Origin of the sequence: Arsenicicoccus dermatophilus, from assembly GCF_022568795.1 — a bacterium.
Lineage (GTDB): Bacteria > Actinomycetota > Actinomycetes > Actinomycetales > Dermatophilaceae > Arsenicicoccus > Arsenicicoccus dermatophilus.
In genome coordinates this window covers 366,580-385,817 of record NZ_JAKZHU010000001.1, presented here as the reverse complement: position 1 = coordinate 385,817, position 19,238 = coordinate 366,580, and the positions used below count along the sequence as shown (strand labels likewise).

The 19,238-nt window shown below is 74.9% G+C and carries 21 protein-coding genes; 15 read left to right on the top strand and 6 right to left on the bottom strand.

The window, feature by feature from the left end; genetic code table 11:
* Positions 1–134: 134 nt before the first annotated feature.
* Complete coding sequence (locus MM438_RS01840) at positions 135–638, top strand: metallophosphoesterase family protein (protein ID WP_241450091.1); 504 nt, start codon at positions 135–137, stop codon at positions 636–638.
* 3 nt (positions 639–641) lie between these two features.
* Here MM438_RS01840 and MM438_RS01835 read toward each other — a convergent pair whose 3' ends face one another.
* Together MM438_RS01835 and MM438_RS01830 are read right to left on the bottom strand one after the other, a co-directional pair.
* Positions 642–1,085 carry an ankyrin repeat domain-containing protein gene (locus MM438_RS01835; RefSeq protein ID WP_241450090.1) on the bottom strand — a complete coding sequence of 148 codons (444 nt, stop codon included), beginning with the start codon at positions 1,083–1,085 and terminating at the stop codon, positions 642–644.
* A gap of 15 nt (positions 1,086–1,100) precedes the next feature.
* A complete protein-coding gene (locus tag MM438_RS01830; protein ID WP_241450089.1) occupies positions 1,101–1,961 on the bottom strand; it encodes an SDR family NAD(P)-dependent oxidoreductase in 861 nt (286 codons plus the stop codon).
* Between the two features lie 302 nt (positions 1,962–2,263).
* Between MM438_RS01830 and MM438_RS01825 the strand changes: the two genes are divergently transcribed.
* Both MM438_RS01825 and MM438_RS01820 read left to right on the top strand, forming a co-directional pair.
* Positions 2,264–2,881, top strand: a complete 618-nt coding sequence (locus MM438_RS01825) for a M23 family metallopeptidase (protein WP_241450088.1) — start codon at positions 2,264–2,266, stop codon at positions 2,879–2,881.
* Between the two features lie 77 nt (positions 2,882–2,958).
* On the top strand, positions 2,959–3,420 hold the full coding sequence (locus tag MM438_RS01820) for a DUF3817 domain-containing protein (protein WP_241450087.1): 462 nt from the start codon (positions 2,959–2,961) through the stop codon (positions 3,418–3,420).
* Positions 3,421–3,561: 141 nt separating this feature from the next.
* On the opposite strand, the gene MM438_RS01815 is transcribed toward MM438_RS01820, so the two are convergent.
* Positions 3,562–5,181 (bottom strand): FAD-dependent oxidoreductase, encoded by a 1,620-nt coding sequence (locus MM438_RS01815; RefSeq protein WP_241450086.1) that lies wholly within the window; start codon positions 5,179–5,181, stop codon positions 3,562–3,564.
* A gap of 37 nt (positions 5,182–5,218) precedes the next feature.
* Between MM438_RS01815 and MM438_RS01810 the strand changes: the two genes are divergently transcribed.
* From MM438_RS01810 to MM438_RS01790, 5 genes are all read left to right on the top strand, one after another.
* Complete coding sequence (locus MM438_RS01810) at positions 5,219–5,980, top strand: sulfite exporter TauE/SafE family protein (protein ID WP_241450085.1); 762 nt, start codon at positions 5,219–5,221, stop codon at positions 5,978–5,980.
* A 93-nt stretch (positions 5,981–6,073) separates the two neighbouring features.
* Positions 6,074–6,217: a hypothetical protein gene (locus MM438_RS01805; protein ID WP_241453514.1), complete on the top strand. Its 144-nt coding sequence runs from the start codon at positions 6,074–6,076 to the stop codon at positions 6,215–6,217.
* Position 6,218: 1 nt separating this feature from the next.
* The gene (locus tag MM438_RS01800) at positions 6,219–6,422 is read left to right on the top strand and encodes a hypothetical protein (protein WP_241450084.1); all 204 of its coding nucleotides are present in this window, start codon (positions 6,219–6,221) and stop codon (positions 6,420–6,422) included.
* Positions 6,423–6,454: 32 nt separating this feature from the next.
* A complete protein-coding gene (locus MM438_RS01795; protein WP_241450083.1) occupies positions 6,455–6,718 on the top strand; it encodes a metal-sensitive transcriptional regulator in 264 nt (87 codons plus the stop codon).
* 94 nt (positions 6,719–6,812) lie between these two features.
* Positions 6,813–7,673 carry a fructosamine kinase family protein gene (locus MM438_RS01790; protein ID WP_241450082.1) on the top strand — a complete coding sequence of 287 codons (861 nt, stop codon included), beginning with the start codon at positions 6,813–6,815 and terminating at the stop codon, positions 7,671–7,673.
* A 43-nt stretch (positions 7,674–7,716) separates the two neighbouring features.
* On the opposite strand, the gene MM438_RS01785 is transcribed toward MM438_RS01790, so the two are convergent.
* Both MM438_RS01785 and MM438_RS01780 read right to left on the bottom strand, forming a co-directional pair.
* A complete protein-coding gene (locus MM438_RS01785) occupies positions 7,717–8,784 on the bottom strand; it encodes a TerC/Alx family metal homeostasis membrane protein (RefSeq protein WP_241450081.1) in 1,068 nt (355 codons plus the stop codon).
* A gap of 274 nt (positions 8,785–9,058) precedes the next feature.
* Positions 9,059–10,324, bottom strand: coding sequence for an ABC transporter permease (locus MM438_RS01780; protein ID WP_241450080.1), 1,266 nt, complete (start codon positions 10,322–10,324; stop codon positions 9,059–9,061).
* 105 nt (positions 10,325–10,429) lie between these two features.
* Here MM438_RS01780 and MM438_RS01775 point away from each other — a divergent pair, with 105 nt between their 5' ends.
* The 7 genes from MM438_RS01775 to hrpB all read left to right on the top strand — a co-directional run bounded on the left by MM438_RS01775 (position 10,430) and on the right by hrpB (position 18,458).
* Positions 10,430–11,080 carry a TetR/AcrR family transcriptional regulator gene (locus MM438_RS01775; protein WP_241450079.1) on the top strand — a complete coding sequence of 217 codons (651 nt, stop codon included), beginning with the start codon at positions 10,430–10,432 and terminating at the stop codon, positions 11,078–11,080.
* Between the two features lie 88 nt (positions 11,081–11,168).
* The gene (locus tag MM438_RS01770) at positions 11,169–11,909 is read left to right on the top strand and encodes a hypothetical protein (protein ID WP_241450078.1); all 741 of its coding nucleotides are present in this window, start codon (positions 11,169–11,171) and stop codon (positions 11,907–11,909) included.
* Positions 11,910–12,121: 212 nt separating this feature from the next.
* Positions 12,122–12,589, top strand: a complete 468-nt coding sequence (locus MM438_RS01765; protein ID WP_241450077.1) for an NUDIX domain-containing protein — start codon at positions 12,122–12,124, stop codon at positions 12,587–12,589.
* Between the two features lie 2 nt (positions 12,590–12,591).
* Complete coding sequence (locus MM438_RS01760) at positions 12,592–13,128, top strand: DUF4334 domain-containing protein (protein ID WP_241450076.1); 537 nt, start codon at positions 12,592–12,594, stop codon at positions 13,126–13,128.
* A gap of 206 nt (positions 13,129–13,334) precedes the next feature.
* Positions 13,335–15,395, top strand: coding sequence for a neutral/alkaline non-lysosomal ceramidase N-terminal domain-containing protein (locus MM438_RS01755; protein ID WP_241450075.1), 2,061 nt, complete (start codon positions 13,335–13,337; stop codon positions 15,393–15,395).
* A gap of 22 nt (positions 15,396–15,417) precedes the next feature.
* The gene (locus MM438_RS01750; protein ID WP_241450074.1) at positions 15,418–15,867 is read left to right on the top strand and encodes an NUDIX hydrolase; all 450 of its coding nucleotides are present in this window, start codon (positions 15,418–15,420) and stop codon (positions 15,865–15,867) included.
* Entirely contained in the window at positions 15,864–18,458 is a 2,595-nt protein-coding gene (gene hrpB / locus MM438_RS01745; protein ID WP_241450073.1) for an ATP-dependent helicase HrpB, read from the top strand. The genes MM438_RS01750 and hrpB overlap by 4 nt, the downstream gene beginning before the upstream one ends.
* A 72-nt stretch (positions 18,459–18,530) precedes the next feature.
* Here hrpB and MM438_RS01740 read toward each other — a convergent pair whose 3' ends face one another.
* Entirely contained in the window at positions 18,531–19,187 is a 657-nt protein-coding gene (locus MM438_RS01740) for a hypothetical protein (RefSeq protein WP_241450072.1), read from the bottom strand.
* Between the last annotated feature and the right edge of the window lie 51 nt (positions 19,188–19,238).

The window sequence follows — 19,238 nt, the reverse complement described above, 5'->3', positions numbered from 1 at the left end:
AGCATGGTGACGGCCAGGGCGAGGAAGGAGGGCGTCTTGGTGTCCATGTCCTCGAGCCTGCTGCCGCGCAGGTGGATCGCCCCGTGACAGTCGTCATCTCCCGACCACGACAGTCGTCCGGGTAGGTTCGCCGCATGCGCGTCCTGGTCCTCGCCGACACCCACTCGCCCCGTCGCTGGAAGGCCCTCCCGGAGGGCCTGCGGGAGCCGCTGGCGGCCGCCGACCTGGTGCTGCACGCCGGCGACGTGTGCGAGCCGTCCGTGCTGGACACGCTCGCGGCATCCGCCCCGGTCCACGTGGTGCTGGGCAACAACGACGGCGCGGACGTCGCAGCCTGGGGCGCGACCGAGTCGCTCGAGCTCGAGCTCGGTGGTGTGCCGGTCGCGATGATCCACGACGCCGGGCCGCGGGGCGGGCGAGCGGCACGCATGCACAGGCGCTTTCCCCAGGCGCGGCTGGTGGTCCACGGCCACTCGCACATCCCGTTGGATGAGCCCGAGGGCCCGGTGCACCTGTTCAACCCCGGCTCCCCCACCGACCGCCGCCGCCAGCCGGTGGGGACCTATGGGCTGCTGGAGCTGGCCGGTGGGCGGGTCGTCCGCAGCGAGATCGTGCCGCTGCCCGCGAGCCGGCCCTGACCGTCAGCTCTCGCGGCCGTCCTCGGGAACCGCGGCCTCGGGGGTGGGGGCGGCGCCGCCGGCGGGAGGCAGCAGCGCGGCCATCTCCTCCAGCCGGAAGAACTCGGCGACGCTGCGGGCGCTCCGTCCCCCGGCGTCCGGGTCCGCCCCCGCGGCCAGGAGGTCCGCCACGATCTGCGGCTCCTGGCGGAACACCGCGCAGCCGAGGGCCGTCTGGCCCATGTCGTTGACCCGGGCGTGGTCGGCGCCGTGCTCGAGCAGGGCCCGCACCATGTCCCGCTGCTTGTGATAGGCGGCGAGGATCAGCAGGGTGTCGCCCTTGGCGTTGGTGAGGTTGGGGGTCAGGCCTTGGTCGAGCAGCGGCACGACGAGGTCGACGCGACCCGCGCGCGCCGCCTCGAAGACCTCGTGGAGGAAGGCGAGCTCCTCGTCGGTCAGCGATGTCATGGTGGCTCCCGGTGCTCAGCGACCGCAGTCGCGACGGATCTGCTGCCCCAGGCGGGCGAGGGCGGGTCGCAGCGCGGGCTGCGGCAGCAGGGTGCTGGCCCGCATCGACGCCCGCAGCACGGCGCCGGGATAGACGAGAGGCGCGCCGGCCTGCAGCCCCGCCCAGGCCTCGCGGGCACACTGCTCGGCCGAGATCCGGGCGAAGCCCGCGGCATTCGTGAGCGGGTCCATCCCGGACACCTCGTCGAACTCGGTCGCGACCGGGCCCGGCGCCAGCTGCGTCACCGTCACCCCGGTGCCGGCAAGCTCGGCCCGCAGGCCCTCGGACAGCCCGTTGACGAAGTACTTGCTCGCGCAGTAGACCACCGCGCCCGGCATCGGCGTCTGGCCGGCGCTGGACCCGACCATGAGGATGGCCCCCCGCCCCTGGGCGACCATGCCGGGCAGCAGCTCGCGGGTCAGCAGGGTGGGGGCGGTGACGTTGACGGCCACCAGCCGGGCGATCCGCTCCGGGTCGGCCTCCTCCAGCAGCCCGTAGTCGCCGAACCCGGCGTTGTTGACCAGCACGTCGACGTGGCCGTGGGCGGCACCCACCTCCTCGGCCAGGCCGTGCACCCCCTGCGGGGTGGACAGGTCGGCGGGCCGGACGTCGACCACGAGCGGCGCGCGACCGGCCCGGTCCACGGTCGCGAGCTCGGCCGCGAGCGCCTCCAGCCGCTCGCGGCGACGGGCCACGAGCACGATCGTCGAGGCGGTGGGCGCGGCCTCGCGGGCCAGGGCGGCGCCGATGCCGGACGAGGCGCCGGTGACCAGGACGACACCCTCCAGCCAGGCGGGCGGCGCCGCGGGAGCGGACGCGAGGGGGCGGCGAGGCATGAGGTCTCCTGACGTGCGGCGGTAGGACGACCAGGATCTCCTACCCCACCCGCCGCCACCCTCAACCGTCCGGTCGCGGCGACGCCGGCCGAGCTGGTCACCCGTCCGCTGCCCGGGAGCCAGACCGCCGCCCCCGCGCCCGAGCACCGCTGACTCCCGAGCCACCCCCTCCCGCTCCCGGTGTCGATGGAGTGGGCCGAGAGTGCGGTCCTCGCACCGAACGGCCCCCTCGCGTCCCTCCGTCACCTACCGTCGTCGGCACGGGGCACGCGTGCGACGTGCCCACGACGTGGGGGTCGATCATGCGCCGCACCAGTCATGCCGTCGCGGCCGTCGCTGCCGCCGTCCTCGCCATACCCGCTGCTGCTCCTCCGGCCGAGGCCGCGCCCGGGCCCGCCGCCGGCGCCTGGCGCTGCCCGGTGACGAGCACGACCTGGCGCGGGGTGCAGCGCTTCTGGACGAGTGACCGGCGGTGCTTCACGAGCCCGTGGTATGCCGGAGCGCACCCGGTGATGATCGGTTTCGGCTGCAACCCGAGTCCGTGGTACCGCAAGGCCGCGGCCTGCCGTTGGCGCGGCGGCATCCACCACGGCGTGGACGTGGACATGCCGGTGGGGACACCGATCCATGCAGGCTCTGGTGGCGTCGCGCTCGTCGGCCCTCGCACGATGGGCAGCGCCTACGGGCGAAACCGCCTGATCCTGCGGGCGGGTCGCACCGACGTGGTGCTGGGCCACCTGTCCCGTCTCGCGGTCCGCAACGGGCAGGTCGTGCGCAACGGCCAGCTGCTCGGGTTGTCGGGCATGAGTGGCGTGGAGCGTGCTGACGGGCCGGACCTGCACGTCGAGGTGCGGCCCGCCGGGACGACATACACCCGGGCCGTCGACCCGGGCCGGGTGCTGCGCCTGGCTGCCCGCTGAGCCCTCCCCCGTTCCGTGGGCGGGGGCGGCGGGGCTGGGAGGATGAAGGCCCCGTCCCCGCACCGGAAGGTGTCGCCGTGCGCCTCGCCCGCCCCGCTCGTCTCCACTCCGCCCTGGCTCGCGCCGAGATGGTCACCTGGACCCTGCTGCTCCTCGGTATGGCGCTGAAGCACGGCGCCGGGCTGGACCGGGCCACGCAGATCGGTGGCGGGGTGCACGGGTTCGTCTTCCTCGCCTATGCCCTGGTCACCGTGCTCATCGCCATCGACCACCGGTGGGGCGTAAGGGACCTGCTCGTGGGCCTGGGGTCGGCCGTGCTGCCCTACGCCACCGTGCCCTTCGAGCGGTCGGCGCAGCGGCGCGGCCTCGTGGCCGGGGACTGGCGCCTGCTGCACGACGCGGCGCGGGGCCCGCTGGAGCGGCTGGTGGGGTGGGCGTTGCGGCACCCGGTGGCCGCGGGCGTCGCCGCGGTGGTGGCGCTGGCGGTCGTGTTCTCCGGGCTCCTGGTCACCGGGCCGCCGACCCGGTGGTTCGCCTGATCCCTCGCCGCTGAGGGAGCTCGGTGCGAGTCGGTCGCTCGCGCGCCGGCTCGCCGGCGGGTGATCCGCTCGGGTCCCAGCGGTCCGTCTCGCCCTGCAACCCGATTCAGACCGCCGAGGCGCGCCCACGACGCGGGCCCGTCATGCACCCGTGGCGGCCGCCCAGGTCGTGTAGCCGCCGTCCAGGTTGCGCACCCGCCGACCCTGCTGGCCGAGCAGCTGCGCGGCCACGTGGGCGCGGATCCCCACGGCACAGTGCACGATCAGGTCGCCCTCGGGCACGTCGTCCGCCCGCGAGCGCAGCTCGTCCACGGGGATGTTGACCGCCCCCGGGATCGCTCCGCGCGCGAACTCCTCGGGCGTGCGGACGTCCAGCACGACCTCGCCCGCCTCCTGCGCGGCGGCGACCTCGTGCCACTGGACGGTGACCTCCAGCCTGGTCGCGAGGTTCTCGTCGACGAAGCCGAGCATGTTGACCGGGTCCTTGGCCGATCCGAACTGCGGTGCGTAGGACAGCTCCAGCTCGGCCAGCTCGCGTGCGGTCAGCCCGCCGCGCATGGCGGTCGCGATGACGTCGATCCGCTTGTCCGCGCCCTCGCGCCCGACGGCCTGGGCGCCGAGGATCGCGTCGGTCTCCGGGTCGACGAGCAGCTTGAGGGCCAGGGCGGTGGCGCCGGGGTAGTAGCCCGCGTGGTTGAGCGGGTGGGTGTGGATGATCCGCGGCTCGTGGCCGGCGGCGCGCAGTCGCTTCTCGCTCCAGCCGACGGTGGCGACCTGCAGGCCGAGCACGCCGACGACGGCGGTGCCGAGGACCGGTCGGTCGGAGACCTCCCGCCCGGCGATGACGTCCGCGATCCGGCGGCCCTGGAGGTTGGCGGTGTTGGCGAGCGGGACGAGCACGTCGGACCCGTCGAGGGCGTCGCGCTTCTCGACCGCGTCGCCCGCGGCATAGATCGCCGGGTCGGAGGTCTGCAGCCGGTCGTCGACGAGGATCCCGCCGCGCTCCCCCAGCTCCAGCCCGGCCGCCTCGGCGAGGGTCGTCTCGGGGCGCACCCCGATCGCGGCGACCACGACGTCGGCGGGCACGTGATCGCCGGTCGACAGCTGCACGGCGTCCTCGCCGATCGCGGTGACCGAGGTGGACAGGCGCAGGTCGATGCCGGCCTCGCGCAGCACGCGGTGCACCGGCGCCACCATCTCGGGGTCGAGCGGCGCCAGGACCTGGGCGGTCGCCTCGACGAGGGTGACGGCCAGCCCGCGGTGCAGCAGGTTCTCCGCGACCTCCAGCCCGATGAACCCGCCCCCGACGACCACCGCGGTGCGCGCCCCCCGGGCCGCGGCGACCATGGCGTCGGTGTCCTCCACGTCGCGCAGCGCGAGCGCCCGCTCGATGCCCGGGATCGGCGGCCGCACCGGACGGGCCCCCGGGGCCAGCACGAGGGCGTCGTACGGCAGCTCCTCCTCCTGGCCGGACTCCAGGTGCCGTATGACGACCCGCCGACCCTCCCGGTCGATGCGGACGGCCTCGGTCCCCACCCGCACGTCAAGGTCGAACTTCGCCCGCAGCGCGTCGGGGGTCTGGAGCAGCAGCGCCGACCGCTCCTGGATGACCCCGCCCACGTGGTAGGGCAACCCGCAGCTGGCGAAGGACACGTGGCCGCTGCGCTCGACCACGGTGATGCGGGCGGACTCGTCCAGGCGGCGCAGGCGGGCGGCGGCGGACATGCCGGCGGCGACGCCCCCGATGATCACGACGTTCATGACACCACCGTATACCCCCTGGGGTATGCTTGTGGCTGTGACCCCATGGTTGATCCCCCTCGCCGTCCTCGTGGGCCTGCTGCTCGGCGCCCTGGGTGGCGGCGGTGCCATCCTCACCGTCCCGATCCTGACCTACCTGCTCCACCTGGCCCCCGCGGCGGCGACGACCGGCTCCCTGATCGTGGTCGGCCTGTCCTCGCTGGTCGGCCTCCTCCCGCGACTGCGGGCGGGCGAGGTGCGCGTCGCGGACGGCCTGACCTTCGGCCTGCTCGGCACGGCCGGCGCCCTGGTCGGGTCCCGCCTGTCGACGCAGGTGCCCGGCCCGATCCTGATGACCTCCTTCGCCGCGCTGCTGCTCCTCGTCGCGGCCCTCATGTGGCGCCGGCGATCTCGCGGCAGGACCGCCGGCGCCACGCCGCAGCCGCGCGGCTGGCCGGTCCGCATCGCCGCCGCGACCGGGGTGGGCCTGCTGACGGGCTTCTTCGGTGTCGGCGGCGGCTTCGTGGTGGTGCCCACGCTCACGCTGGTGCTGGGTCTGCCGATGACCACGGCGGTGGCGACCTCGCTGCTCGTCATCGCCCTCAACGCCGCCACGTCGCTGGCCGCTCGCGCCGCGGGGGGCCTGGTCGTGGACTGGTCGGTGATCCTGCCCTTCGCGCTGCTCGCGGTGGTCGGCACCCTGCTCGGCGCACCACTCGGCCGCCGGGTCGGCCAGGCCCGCCTGCAGAGCGCCTTCGCCGTGCTGCTCGTGCTGGTGGCCGCCGGGGTGGCGATCGGGAACGTGCCGCAGCTTTTCTGACATACCCCCTGGGGTATGTGCTAACGTCGTGGGCGTGCGGTCGGGCTCTCCCCCTCCGCCCGACCGCACGCCCACGACCAGCAGGAGGCTCGCGTGCCCGGCATCGTCTCCGCCGAGACCGGATCCCACGGTGACCGCAGCCATCTCGTCCACGACGGACAGGTCGCCGTCGTCGACCCCCAGCGCGACATCGACCGGGTCGGGGACCTCGCCCGCACCCCCGGCAAGGAGTCCTGACATGTGCCGTCCCGTGACCTGCCAGACCTGCGGCCGGACGACCTGGGCCGGGTGCGGCCGCCACGTCGACCACGTCAAGGGCTCCGTCCCCGCCGACCGGTGGTGCCCCGGCCACGGCGACGCCGCGGCGCCCGGCGGTCAGCCGGGCGACCAGACCGGCGCAGCCACCGGATCGGGCTTCCTCGCCCGCCTGCTCGGCCGCTGACCACCCCGCACCCGCTCACCAGGAGACACCCCGTGCAGCTCGACCCCGACGACCTCGACCCCGTCCGCAAGCGCCTCGCCCGCGCCCAGGGCCAGCTCGCGGCGGTGGTCCGGATGATCGAGGAGGGCCGGGACTGCCGCGACGTCCTGACCCAGCTCGCCGCCTGCTCCAAGGCCCTGGACCGGGCCGGCTTCGCGCTGATCTCCACCGGCCTGCAGCAGTGCCTCACCACCGAGAACCCCGACCGCGAGGCGGATCTCGCGGCCATGGAGAAGCTCTTCCTGTCCCTGGCCTGAGCCCGCGCACCGCCTCGCACCCGCCGACCGGGCGCGAGGCCGCCCGCCGTCGTGGCGCTGCCCGCCGAGCACCCCGAGGAGGTATGACGAGGACATGCGCCTCCCCACCCTCCCGCCCGCCCTCGTCGCCGGGATCGACGTCCGCAGCGCCACCCCCGTGAGCGGCGGCGACATCGCCCGCGCCTACCGCCTGGAGACGCCGGACGGCCCCCTCTTCCTCAAGACCCGCGACCGACCCGGGCCGGACCTGTTCGAGCGGGAGGCCGCCGGCCTGGCGATCCTGCGCGAGCACGTGCCCGCCGCGCTGGGCGTGCCGCGGGTGCTGCGCGCCGACCGGACCGGCCTGGTGCTGGAGTGGATCGACCAGGGCCGCCCGCAGCGGCATACCGAGGCAGAGCTCGGTCGCTCGCTGGCCGAGCTGCACCGGACCACCCACCCGACCTTCGGCGCGATCGACGAGGCACTCGCTGGCTTCATCGGCTCCCAGCCGGTCGACCTGACGCCCACCGCGGACTGGCGAGAGTTCTTCGTGGAGCGGCGGATCCGGCCCCTGACCGAGCGCGCGGTGCGGGCCGACCGGCTCGACCCCGCGGCGCTGCCGCTCGTGGACCGGCTGGCTGCCCGGGCCGACGAGCTGTGCGGACCGGTCGAGCCGCCGGCGCTCCTGCACGGCGACCTGTGGGGCGGCAACCGGCTCGTGGACCGCACCGGCCGCTCGTGGCTGGTCGACCCCGCGGCGTCCTGGGGGCACCGCGAGGTCGACCTGGCGATGATGCAGCTCTTCGGCGGCTTCGGGATGGAGGTCTTCACGGCCTACGACGAGGCCTTCCCGCTCGCCGAGGGCTGGCGCGACCGGGTGGGGTGGTACCAGCTGCCGCCGCTGCTCGTGCACGCCATCCTCTTCGGCGGCGGTTACGGCCGCAGCGCCCTGCAGACCATGCGCGGCTACCTCTGAGAGCGCCGCCCCTGCCGCGGCGGCCCCGCCACGACGGGGGCGGTCAGGCGCAGAGCTCGGCCGTCTCGGGCTGACGGTCGGTCACGTCCGCCCGATCCGCTCCGCCCGCCGAGCCGCGAGTCGCCCACAGGCTCGTGGCGGTCACCGTGGCGAGGATCGCGACGATCACGCCCAGGCTGGCGAGCGTCGGGACGGTGGGGACCCAGGCCCACACGCCGTGCGCCCAGTGCAGGATCAGCTTGGTCGCGATGAAGAACAGGATCGTCGCCAGGCCGTAGGACAGGTGCACCAGGCGGGACAGCGCGCCCTCGAGGACGAAGTACAGCGCGCGCAGGCCCAGCAGGGCGAAGGCATTCGTGGCGAAGACGAGGTAGGGGTCACCGGTGATGCCGTAGACGGCGGGCACCGAGTCGATCGCGAAGATCACGTCCGTGCCGAGCATGGCGAGGACGACCAGCAGCAGCGGGGTCACGGCGCGACGACCGTTCTCCTGCACGGTCATCGCGCTGCCGCGGTAGTCGCTGGTGACGGGGAGGAAGCGGCGGACGAGGCGGACGATCGGCTGGTCGTCCGTGCTGACCTGGTGATCGTCGGCCAGGGCGTCGCGCAGCACCTTGACGGCGGTGACGGCCAGGATCAGGCCGAAGACGAGGAAGGCCGCGGAGAAGGTGGCGATCAGCGTCGCCCCGAGCGCGACCAGGATGCCGCGCAGCACGAGCGCGCCGGCGATGCCGACGAGCAGCACCCGCTGCTGCAGTGCCTTGGGCACGGCGAAACCGGTCAGCAGCAGCATGAAGATGAACAGGTTGTCGATCGAGAGCGTCTTCTCCACCAGGTAGCCGGTGTAGTACTCGACGCCCAGCTCGCTGCCGTGGCGGCCCCACACCCAGGCGCCGAAGGCCACCGGGATCGCGATGTAGAACGCGGACCAGCCGAGCGCCTCACGCATGCCCACGGCGTGGGGGCGGCGGGTGACCAGGAAGTCCACGGCCAGCAGGGCCAGGATCCCGCCGATGGTGAGGGCCCACAGGGTGGGGGTGCCGATGGTGCCGAGGTTGTCGAGCGGGTCGGCCGCGGCCGGGGTGGACGGGAAGGAGAGCGCGGGGCTCATCAAGACTCCTCGAGGGGTCAGACAGGCAGTGTCTGAGGTCTCCTTCACCCCTCGCGGGGCGCTCGCCCGGGGCGGAACGGACCGCCGTAATGACCGGGTCGAGACTTGGGAAGTACTCCCCTCGCATAACCGACAGTAATGGATGACTGAGGGTTCGGGCAAGGACCGCGGCGCTCCGCACCCCTTCGGGGGCCACCCGGGCCCGACGACGGGGAGCCACGCACCCGTCCTGGTGCGCGGCTCCCCGTCTCGTCCCGCCGTAGGCCGGGGACGCTCAGTCGGGCTCGGTGTAGCCCTCCATGTGCACGACCTCGTCGTACTTGTGACGCCCGACGAGGGTCAGCGCCACGCCGCCGAGGAGCCAGCACAGCAGCGCGATCCAGGCGTGGCTGCCGTCGGCGCGAGGGAAGTAGGACTCGTTGCGCAGCAGGGTGCCGGCCGCGCCGGGGACGAACCACTGGCCGATCTCGCCCCACGCCCCCGGCAGCCACTCCTTGGGCATGGCCAGGGAGGACAGCGGGTTGCCGACGAACATCGTCGCGATGGCGCCGAGCGCGATGCCCGGCTTGCCGACCAGCGACTGCGCGCCGGTGATGAAGGCCGCGGTCGCCCCGATCGCCAGTGCGCAGACGAGCCAGGCCATCCCGAAGCTGCCCTGCAGGAAGCCGAACCACCCGTGCAGCACGAGCGCCAGCAGCAGGCCGCCGAGCACGGCATAGCCCGCGACGGCGACCAGCCGGGGCTTCCACCCGACAAGGAGGGTGGAGATGAGCAGACCGCCGATCATCCCGCCCATGGCCAGCGGCAGACCCGCGACGGCAAAGCCCTGACCGCGAGGGTCCTTGTCGGAGAGGGGGACCACGTCGGTCACGGTGACGTGGGAGGCGGGCGCCGCCGCGAGGGCGGTCTGGGCGGCCTGGGCGCGCCGCGCGAGGGCAGCCGCCGTGGTGGACGCGGTGGCCGCCTGCTGCTTCATCGCGACGGCCTGGGCGGCCGAGGCGGGGTTGAGCGAGAGCGCCTGGGCGGTCTGGGTGAGGGTGGTCGCGGACGCCTGGGCCGCGGCCGCCTGGGCCCCGAGCCGGGCGGCGTCCTGGACGGCCGCCATCCTGGCGTTGCCGGCAGCCTGCACCTGCTCGGCGCCGGCCTTCTGCGCCAGACCGGTGAGCATCTGGGTGGCGGGTCCGCTGCCGGCGGTGGCGGTCAGGACCTCCATGCCGCCGGGAGCACCGGCGGGCAGGACGATCCCGCCATACACCTCGCGTCGCTCGATCGCGTCGACCGCCGCCTGGCGATCCGGCACGGACCGCACCTCGAAGGCGCCGCCCGCGCGCTCGATCCGGTCCTGCAGGGTGGCGCGTTGCCGGTCGGTGGCGACCACGGCGATCGGCATGTCCTTGACCTTGGCGCTGTAGGTCGGCCAGGCGAACGCGAGCAGGACCAGGGTGACGACGGCGGCCGCCGCGAGGGTGGTGCGCAGGGTGGCGTTCCAGGTGGAGTGGATGTGAGGTCGGGCCGTGGTGGCCCGGGTGGCGGTGGCCATGGGATCTCCTGGAGGGGTGGGCCTCAAAACCGAATGTTCGTTCTCCATGCTGCGGACGGGTGGCGGGGTTGTCAAGAACGAACATTCTTTTTTAATCTGGACGGTATGCCGAGAGTGACCGACGAGCACCGGGCCGCCATGCGCGAGCGCATCCAGGGCGCCGCCATGGAGGTCGTGCGCACCAAGGGCCTGGCCGCCTTGACCATGGCGGACATCATCGCCGAGTCGGGCCTGTCCGCCGGAGCCATCTACGGCTACTACAAGGGCAAGGACGTCCTGGTCGCCGACATCGTCCGCAGCGTGATGACCGGACGGCTGGACCTCATGACCGAGCTGGCCGAGCGCTCCCCCGTGCCCGCGCCCACCGAGGCGCTCGCCGTACTGCTCGAGTCCCTCCCCGACGAGTGGCTGCGGGGCGGGCTGCTGCTGCAGGTCTGGGGCGTGGCAGCCCACGCCCCAGACCTCCTGCTGGGCCAGGCCAAGGAGCTGTCCGCCTCGATGAGCGAGGCGGTGGAGGCCTATCTCGTCGCGTGGCTGCGCCAGCAGGGTGCACGGCCCGCCGACGCCCGGCGGCGTGCCCACCAGATCGCCCCGGCCCTCACCGGGCTCATGCAGGGCTATGTCATGCAGTTCTCCCTGCTGGGGCGGGTCACCGCCGAGGAGTACGCCGCGGCCGCGAGCGCGATCTTCGACGGGGCGCTGCGCACGGACTGCCTGCCCCCGTCCGAGGTCCCTAGGCAGACCCCACGCTCCTGACAGCCTCCCGACAGGTCGGACACGCACCGTAGTCATCAGCGGGACCACCCCGCCGGTGCCGACGGCACCCGACTCTCCAGGAGTGAACATGGCTGAGAACAACCGCATCCTCACCGCCGCCGCGGTGGCCGCTGCCGGGCTCATGATCGCCGGCGGGGCGGCTGTCGCCAACGCCTCGACCACCCCCACGCCCCAGTCGACGTCGAGCTCGAGCGCGCAGGCCGGGGCCCAGCAGGGACCTGGCGCCGGCGCCCGGGACCAGGGCGGCCCGCGCCAGATGCACCAGCACACCGCGGTGACCGGTGACGAGCTCGCCAAGGTCAAGGCCGCCGTCCAGGCCAAGGACGCCTCCGTCACCGTGAGCGACGTGCAGAAGGACCCCGACGGCTCCTACGACGTCATGGGCACCAAGGCCGGGTCGCCCGTGATGGTCGAAGTCTCCCAGGACCTCAAGACCGTCGAGGTCCGCACCGGCGGCCCCGGCGGACGGGGCGGCCACGGCGGGATGCACCAGCACACCGCGGTGACCGGCACCGAGGCCACCAAGGTCAAGGACGCCGTCAAGACCAAGGACGCCACGATCACCATCGGCGAGGTGCGCAAGGACCCCGACGGCTCCTACGACGTCATGGGCACCAAGGCCGGGTCGCCCGTGATGGTCGAGGTCTCCCAGGACCTCAAGACCGTCGAGGTCCGCACCGGCGGCCCCGGCGGCCCGGGCGGGCACGGTGGCCCGGGCGCGATGCCCGGCCAGTCCGGCCAGCAGGGCCAGCCCGGGCAGCAGGCTCCCCAGGACCAGCCCACCGCCTCCGCGAGCAGCGCGGCCTGATCGGCGGGTCGCCGGCGGCGAGACGTCCATCCGCCGGCGACACCGACCACCGGACCCCCAGCGGCCCGGCGACCCTCCCACGAGGTCGCCGGGCCCTCGGCCGTGCCGGTCCGCACCGGTCCGCCCGATCGGGCCACCCGGTCCAGCCACCTGCGCACCGGGCGGGAGCTCACGAAAGGTGAGGGAACGGTTACCGACATACCATCGACGCCATGAGTTGGTCACCCCCCGCCGTCCCCGTGTCCTGCGGCGCGATCCTGCTCGACGAGCGGGGGCGGCTGCTGATCCTGCGGCCGACCTACAAGTCCGGCTGGACGATCCCCGGCGGGATCATGGAGGCCGACGGCGAGACCCCCTGGGAGGGCTGCCGCCGGGAGGTGCGGGAGGAGACCGGGCTGGTCGTCGACAGCGGGCGGCTCGTCGTCGTGGACACCAAGGCCGCCAAGGAGCACGAGCCGCTGGCGATCCGGTTCCTCTTCCACTGCGGCACCGTGCCGGCCAAGGACGCACGGCGGATCCGCCTGCAGGAGGAGGAGATCGGCGAGCACCGGTGGGCGCCGGTCGACGAGGCGCTGGACCTGCTGCGCAAGCGGGTGCGCCGCCGGGTGGCGGTGGGCCTGCAGGCCGACGGCTGCGTCTACCTCGAGGACGGGCGCCCGGTCGACGGCGTCCGCGCCTGACCGTGCCACGCCAGCTCGAGCAGCCGCTCACCCCCGGGCAGGCGCTGCAGCGGTATGACGCGCTGCCGCCCCTGGACGTCCCGGAGGTGCTCGGCCGGTGGCGCGGCAGCGAGGTGCGCACGGGCCACCCGCTGGGCGGGGCGCTCACGCGGCTGGGCTGGTGGGGCAAGGACCTTCGTTCCGCCGAGGACGTGCACCCCCTCGTCTGGGGCGGCGGCGACGACCGGTGGGAGCTCGACCCGCTGCGACTGCCGGTGCCGGTGGCCCAGGCGCTGCCCTGGACGCTGCGGCTGCCGCTCGCCCCGACGGCGCTGCGCCTGGCCCGGCCGCTGCTGGCGACGACCCGCCCGCGGGCGCGGCTGCGCCGGGTGGAGCACCGCGGCGTGGTGTCGACGGCCATCGCCTACGACCACCAGCCGATCGTCGACCACCTGCGGCGGGTCGACGAGGACACCTTGCTCGGACTGATGGACCTGCGGGGCAGCGAGCCGTTGTTCTTCCTCCTGCACCGCGATCCGGAGCCTGCCGGACGGTCCTGACCGGACCGTCCGGCGCACCGGGGTCGGGACCTGCGACGAGCCGGAGGACCCGGGATCGTCTCGGACCTGGACACCGCAGCCCGGGGTCGCACGGCAGGCGGTGACCGCGGGACCGCCTGCCGGCTGCGGCGATTCGTCCTGCAACGGTTCTCGCCCGGTCGCCCGCCGCGTGCGAGGGTCGTGCCACTCACGACGGGAGCACGACGATGATGCCTGCGCGCCTCGCCACGGGGGCTCTCGCCCTCACCCTGACCCTGCCCGCGCTCGCCACCCCCACGGCGAGCGCGTCGGCCCCGGCCGCCCACCAGGGGGCCGGCCCCCGGACCGCCGCGGGCGCGGCCGACGAGGCGGGCTTCCTCGTGGGGCGCGGGATCGCCGACATCACCGGCCCCGCCGCCGAGAACGGGATGATGGGCTACGCCAAGACCGAGCAGACGACGAGCGGGATCTGGCAGCGGCTGCGGGCGCGCACCTTCGTGGTGCAGGACCAGGCGGGCCATCGGGTCGCCTACGTCGTCGCCGAGATGGGCATGGACTTCCGGTCCGTGGACGAGGAGGTGCAGCGGCGACTGCGGGCCGCGGGACTGGCGGACCGCTACGGTCGCGACAACGTGGTCATCAGCGGCACCCACACCCACGCGGGCCCCGGTGGCTACAGCGGGAACGTCGCCTACAACCTCGCGACCAACGGCTTCCAGCCCCAGCTGATGGACGCCATCGCCTCCGGCATCGTCGAGTCCCTCGTCGCCGCGGACAAGGACCTGCGGCCGGGCGCCGTCACCATCTCGCGCAGCACCCTCGACGACGGCAACGTCAACCGCTCCAAGGTCGCCTTCGACCGCAACCCGGTCGGGGACCGCGCGCCCTTCCCGGACGGCCGCGCACCGGAGAGCGTCACGCTGCGGTTCAGCCAGGGTGGGCGGGAGGTCGGCCTGCTCAACTGGTTCGCCGTGCACGCCACCTCGCTGCCCAGCACCAACACGCTGCTGTCCCCGGACAACAAGGGCTACGCGGCCTACCACGTCGAGCACGACCTGCACGGCGTGCGCTACCGCGACCAGGATCCTCAGGCGTATGTCGCGGCCTTCGCCGCCGGGGCGGAGGGCGACCAGTCCCCCAACCTCGACCTCCGGCCGGGATCCGGCCCGACGCAGGACCCCCTCCAGAACACGCTGATCCTCGGGCGGCGCCAGGCCGCCGCAGCCCTCGCCCCCGCCCCCGCGGTGCCGGTGACCGGGTCGATCGACCACCGCAAGCGGTACGTCGACCTGGGCGCGACCACGGTGTCGCCGCGGTGGACCGGGGACGGTCGCGCGCACACCACCTGCCGCGGCGCCGTGAGCGCCTCGATGGCGGCCGGCTCGACCGAGGACGGTCCTGCGCTCGCGGGCTTCACCGAGGGGCTCGTCTCCCCGATCCAGGCGGTCGCCGACGCCCTGCGCACCCCCGTGCCGGAGGAGGTCAAGACCTGCCAGCACCCCAAGGCCTCGCTCGTCGCCACGGGCGCGCTCGGCCTCACGCCGGACGTGGTGCCGCTGCAGACGATCCGGCTCGGCCAGCTGGTCATCGCCACGGTGCCGGGCGAGATCTCGGCGGTCGCCGGGCTGCGCCTGCGCCGCGCCATCGCCGAGACGGTCGGGGCGAACCTGCCGGACGTCATCCTCCAGCCGTATGCCGGGGACTACAACGACTACACGGTCACCCCGGAGGAGTACGACTCCCAGCAGTACGAGGGCGGCTCGACGCTGAACGGGCGGTGGCAGCTGCCGGCCTACCAGCAGGAGCTGTCGGAGATCGCCGCCGCGATGCAGGCCGGTCGGCCGACGCCGGACAAGGCCCGCCCGACCGACCCGCCCTTCTTCAGGGCCGACTGGCAGACCGGGGTCGTGGCCGACCAGGCACCCCTGGGCGCTGCCTTCGGCGACGTGCTGACCCAGCCGCCCGCGGCGGCGCGGCCCGGGCAGACGGTCGCAGCGGTCTTCGTCACCGGGCACCCCAAGAACGCGCTGCGCCGCGGCGGCACCTTCCTGGAGGTGCAGCGGCTCGTCGACGGCGCGTGGCAGACCGTGGCCGACGACGGCGACGTGTCCACGACCTACCGGTGGCAGCGGGCGGGCGGCGCCAGGTCGACCGCCACCGTCACCTGGCAGGTGCCCGCGGACGCCCCGGCCGGGAGCTACCGGCTGGTGCACCACGGGGACGCCCGCTCGACCCTCGGCACCCGCACCTCCTTCACCGGTACCTCGCGGACCGTCACCGTCGGCTGACCCGGACAGCTACCCTGCGGGCATGACCGCGCCCCACCCCGCCGTCGTCGACGGCGTCATCACCGTGGCCGCCCTCGTCGTGCTCGACGACGACGGTCGGCTGCTCACGGTGCGCAAGGAGGGGACCGAGCGGTTCATGCTGCCCGGCGGCAAGCTGGAGCCCGGGGAGACCCCGGCACGGTGCGCCTCCCGGGAGGCCGCGGAAGAGGTCGGTGTGGTCGTGCCCGTCGAGTCCCTCGTGCTGCTGGACGAGTTCACCGCCGCTGCGGCGAACGAGCCCGGACACCAGGTCCGCTCCACGGTGTATGTCGCGCCGCGCGACCAGGTCCACCTCTCCGGGCCTCCGCAGGCGCGCGGCGAGATCGCCGAGATCCGCTGGCTCGACATGGGATCCACGCTGCCGGACGACCTTGCCCCGCTGCTGCGGGACGCGGTGGTGCCGGCGCTGACGGCCGGTGGGCCGCGCAGGTGACCCCTGCCGCCACGAGCGCCGCCGGTCCGGGCTCCTTCGACCTCGCCGCGATCGGGGCCGGGCTGCCCTTCGCCGCGGCGCTGGCCGACCTGCGGGCCGCGCTCGCGGGCGGGGTGGCCGTGGTCCAGGCGCCGCCGGGCACCGGCAAGACCACCCTCGTGCCCCCCGCGGTCGCGCAGCACTGCGCCGAGCAGGGACTGGTCGGCCGCGTCGTCGCGGTCCAGCCGCGCCGCGTGGCGGCGCGGGCGGCGGCGGCGCGGCTGGCAGCGCTGACCGGGACCCCGGTGGGCGACCTGGTGGGCTACACCGTCCGCGGCGAACGACGCTGCAGCGACGGCACGCTCGTCGAGGTGGTCACCCCCGGCATACTCCTGCGCCGGCTCCTGGCCGACGCCGCCCTGGACGGGACCGCCGCCGTGGTCCTGGACGAGGTGCACGAGCGCGGGCTGGAGACCGACCTGCTCGTCGGCCTGCTCACCGACCTGCGCCAGCTGCGCGAGGACCTGGTCCTGGTGGCCATGTCCGCGACGGTGGACGCGGCGGCCTTCGCCGGGCTGCTGGGCGGGGACGAGCCGGCGCCCGTCGTCGACTGCCCGTCCGCGCTGCACCCGCTCACGGTGCGCTGGGCGCCCCCGGCCGGGCCCCGCACCGACGAGCGCGGGGTGTCCCGGGAGTTCCTGCGGCACCTGGCGGTCCGGGCGGCCGAGGAGCACGCGGCCGAGCTGGCGAGCGACCCCGAGGTGGACGCGCTCGTCTTCGTGCCCGGCGCCTGGGAGGTCGGGCGGGTCGCCGCCCACCTGCGCGAGATCGCCCACGGCACCGAGGTGCTCGAGCTGCACGGGCAGGTGGGCCCGCGCGAGCAGGACCGGGCGGTGGGCGGCCGGGTCCCGGGCGACCCGCCCCGCGTCGTGGTCAGCACCTCCCTCGCCGAGTCCTCGCTCACCGTGCCCGGGGTGCGGCTCGTCGTCGACGGTGGCCTGGCGCGCGAGCCCCGCCGCGACGCCGCCCGCGGCATGTCCGGCCTGGTCACCGTCACCTGCTCGCGGGCCTCGGCCGACCAGCGCGCCGGTCGCGCCGCGCGGCTCGGCCCGGGCGTCGTGGTGCGCTGCTACGACGAGACGACCTATGCCGGGATGCCCGCCCACGTCACCCCGCAGATCGCGACCAGCGACCTCACCGACGCGGCGCTGCAGCTCGCCTGCTGGGGGACGCCGGGCGGGGTCGGCCTCGCGCTGCCGACGCCCCCACCGGCCCGCGCCCTGGCCGACGCCGTCGCCACCCTGCGCCGCCTGGGCGCGGTGGACGCCTCGGGTGCGGCCACCGAGACCGGGCACCGGCTCGGGCGAGCACCCGTGCCGGTGCGGCTCGCCCGCGCCCTGGTCGACGGATCGCCGCTCGTGGGCACGCAGCTCGCCGCCGAGGTGGTCGCCGCCCTGTCCGACGACCTGCGCGCGCCGGGCGCCGACCTGACGGCGCTGGTGCGGGAGCTGCGGTCCGGGCACCCCGCGTCGTCGCGATGGCGGGCCGAGGTGCGCCGGCTGGCCAGGACGGCGTCGTCCGGCTCCCCCGCCGCAGCCCCCACCACGACCCCCGCCGCCGGGCCGGACCACCCCGCAGGTCTGGTCGTGGCGCTCGCGCACCCCGAGCGGGTCGCCCGCCGCACCGACGGCGGCACCTATCTCCTGGCGAGCGGCACGAGAGCCGCCCTGCCCCAGGGCAGCCCGCTGGCGGGAGCGCTGTGGCTGGCCGTCGCGGAGGTGGCCCGCGCGAGCGGGCGGGTCGCGTCGGGCACCGGAGCCGTGATCCGGTGCGCCGCCGCCCTGGACCAGGACGCCGCGGAGCTCGCCGCCGCCCACCTGCTCGTCGACGAGGTCCGCGCCACGCTCACCGGAGGGACGGTCCGCGCCCGGTCGGTGCGGGCGATCGGCGCCATCGAGCTCACCTCGACCCCGGTGCCCCCGACGCCGGAGGCCGCGCACGCCGCCATACGGGATGACCTGCGGGACAAGGGGATCGCCGCGCTGTCCTGGTCCCCCGCCGCCACCGCGCTGCGAGATCGCCTGGCGCTGCTGCACGCCCGTCTCGGCGCTCCCTGGCCGGACCTGTCCGACGAGGCCCTGCTGGAACGGCTCGACGACTGGCTGGCCCCCGAGATCGACGCCGTCGCCCGCGGACGACGCTGGGGCGCCGTCGATCTCGTCGACCCGCTGCGACGGCTGCTGCCCTGGCCGCAGGCCGCCCGCCTGGACGAGCTGGTCCCCGAGCGCCTCCAGGTCGCGAGCGGCAACCACCCCCGGATCACCTATCCCCCGCACGACGACCCGACCGGTCGCCCGGTGGTGCGGGTCAAGCTGCAGGAGTGCTTCGGCTGGGCGGCGACGCCGACGGTCGTGGACGGGCGGGTGCCGATCACCTTCCACCTGCTGTCGCCCGCGCAGCGACCGCTCGCGATCACCGACGACCTGGCGTCCTTCTGGAGCGGTCCCTACCAGCAGGTGCGGGCCGAGATGCGCGGGCGCTACCCGCGTCACCCCTGGCCCGAGGACCCCTGGTCGGCCCCGGCGACCGCGCGCGTCAAGCCCCGCGGCTGACCGCCCTCCTCGGTCGGGGCACGACCGCGCGCGCTGGGTGGGTGGCCGTGCCGGAGCGGTCCGCGGACGGGCTCAGTCGCAGCTGACGCAGGTGCCGGAGAGCGGCAGCTGCAAGAAGCAACGGGGGCAGAAGGCGTCCTCGCGCTCGGGGATGATCGCCCCGTCGCTCGCCCGCGGCTTGGGCGCCTTGGGCTTCGTCTCGCGAGGAGGCCTGGGGGCGCGCGGCTCTCGCACCGCCCGGGTGCCCGGACGGGTCGGGGCCCGGCCCGTCCTGCCCGACGTGGTGCGGGTCGACTCCAGCGAGGTGATCGGGTGCAGCAGCGGCTGCGCCTCCGCGGGCACGTCGGGCGCGTAGCGCCGGTTGCAGGCCAGGCGCGCCTCGGCGGCAACCTGCTCGCGCCGCTCCTCGCCGTACGGCTCGGCGCCGCAGGCCTTGCGCACCGCGTCGAAGGTCGGACCCACCGCGCCGCCCGGCAGGACCGCGAGCGCGACGAGGTCGGGCTCCCCGGCGGAGGTGGTGCGGTGGTGGACGATCGCGAGGACCTTGCCGAGCCAGCTGTGGGCGGGGACGTCGGTGTGGATGCCCGAGCGCTCCTGGACCTGGTGGGCGAGGTCGCCGTAGGTGATGGCGGTCTGGTGCACCGCTGCGGTCTCGATCAGGACGGCGAGCGCGTGGTCGGCCCAGGTCTCGTAACGCTGCTGGAGGCTCATCAACCGCGGGTCACCCATGCGGCCATCATCCCAGGTGACACACCCATCGCCGAACCCCCACCCCCGGAC

Excerpts from the sequence above, each read along its gene's own strand:
- MM438_RS01840 (WP_241450091.1), top strand. The coding sequence starts at position 135 with ATGCGCGTCCTGGTCCTCGCCGACACCCACTCGCCCCGTCGCTGGAAG.
- MM438_RS01835 (WP_241450090.1), bottom strand. The coding sequence starts at position 1,085 with ATGACATCGCTGACCGACGAGGAGCTCGCCTTCCTCCACGAGGTCTTC.
- MM438_RS01830 (WP_241450089.1), bottom strand. The coding sequence starts at position 1,961 with ATGCCTCGCCGCCCCCTCGCGTCCGCTCCCGCGGCGCCGCCCGCCTGG.
- MM438_RS01825 (WP_241450088.1), top strand. The coding sequence starts at position 2,264 with ATGCGCCGCACCAGTCATGCCGTCGCGGCCGTCGCTGCCGCCGTCCTC.
- MM438_RS01815 (WP_241450086.1), bottom strand. The coding sequence starts at position 5,181 with ATGAACGTCGTGATCATCGGGGGCGTCGCCGCCGGCATGTCCGCCGCC.
- MM438_RS01800 (WP_241450084.1), top strand. The coding sequence starts at position 6,219 with ATGTGCCGTCCCGTGACCTGCCAGACCTGCGGCCGGACGACCTGGGCC.
- MM438_RS01790 (WP_241450082.1), top strand. The coding sequence starts at position 6,813 with ATGCGCCTCCCCACCCTCCCGCCCGCCCTCGTCGCCGGGATCGACGTC.
- MM438_RS01785 (WP_241450081.1), bottom strand. The coding sequence starts at position 8,784 with ATGAGCCCCGCGCTCTCCTTCCCGTCCACCCCGGCCGCGGCCGACCCG.
- MM438_RS01780 (WP_241450080.1), bottom strand. The coding sequence starts at position 10,324 with ATGGCCACCGCCACCCGGGCCACCACGGCCCGACCTCACATCCACTCC.
- MM438_RS01775 (WP_241450079.1), top strand. The coding sequence starts at position 10,430 with ATGCCGAGAGTGACCGACGAGCACCGGGCCGCCATGCGCGAGCGCATC.
- MM438_RS01770 (WP_241450078.1), top strand. The coding sequence starts at position 11,169 with ATGGCTGAGAACAACCGCATCCTCACCGCCGCCGCGGTGGCCGCTGCC.
- MM438_RS01765 (WP_241450077.1), top strand. The coding sequence starts at position 12,122 with ATGAGTTGGTCACCCCCCGCCGTCCCCGTGTCCTGCGGCGCGATCCTG.
- MM438_RS01755 (WP_241450075.1), top strand. The coding sequence starts at position 13,335 with ATGATGCCTGCGCGCCTCGCCACGGGGGCTCTCGCCCTCACCCTGACC.
- MM438_RS01750 (WP_241450074.1), top strand. The coding sequence starts at position 15,418 with ATGACCGCGCCCCACCCCGCCGTCGTCGACGGCGTCATCACCGTGGCC.
- MM438_RS01740 (WP_241450072.1), bottom strand. The coding sequence starts at position 19,187 with ATGGGTGACCCGCGGTTGATGAGCCTCCAGCAGCGTTACGAGACCTGG.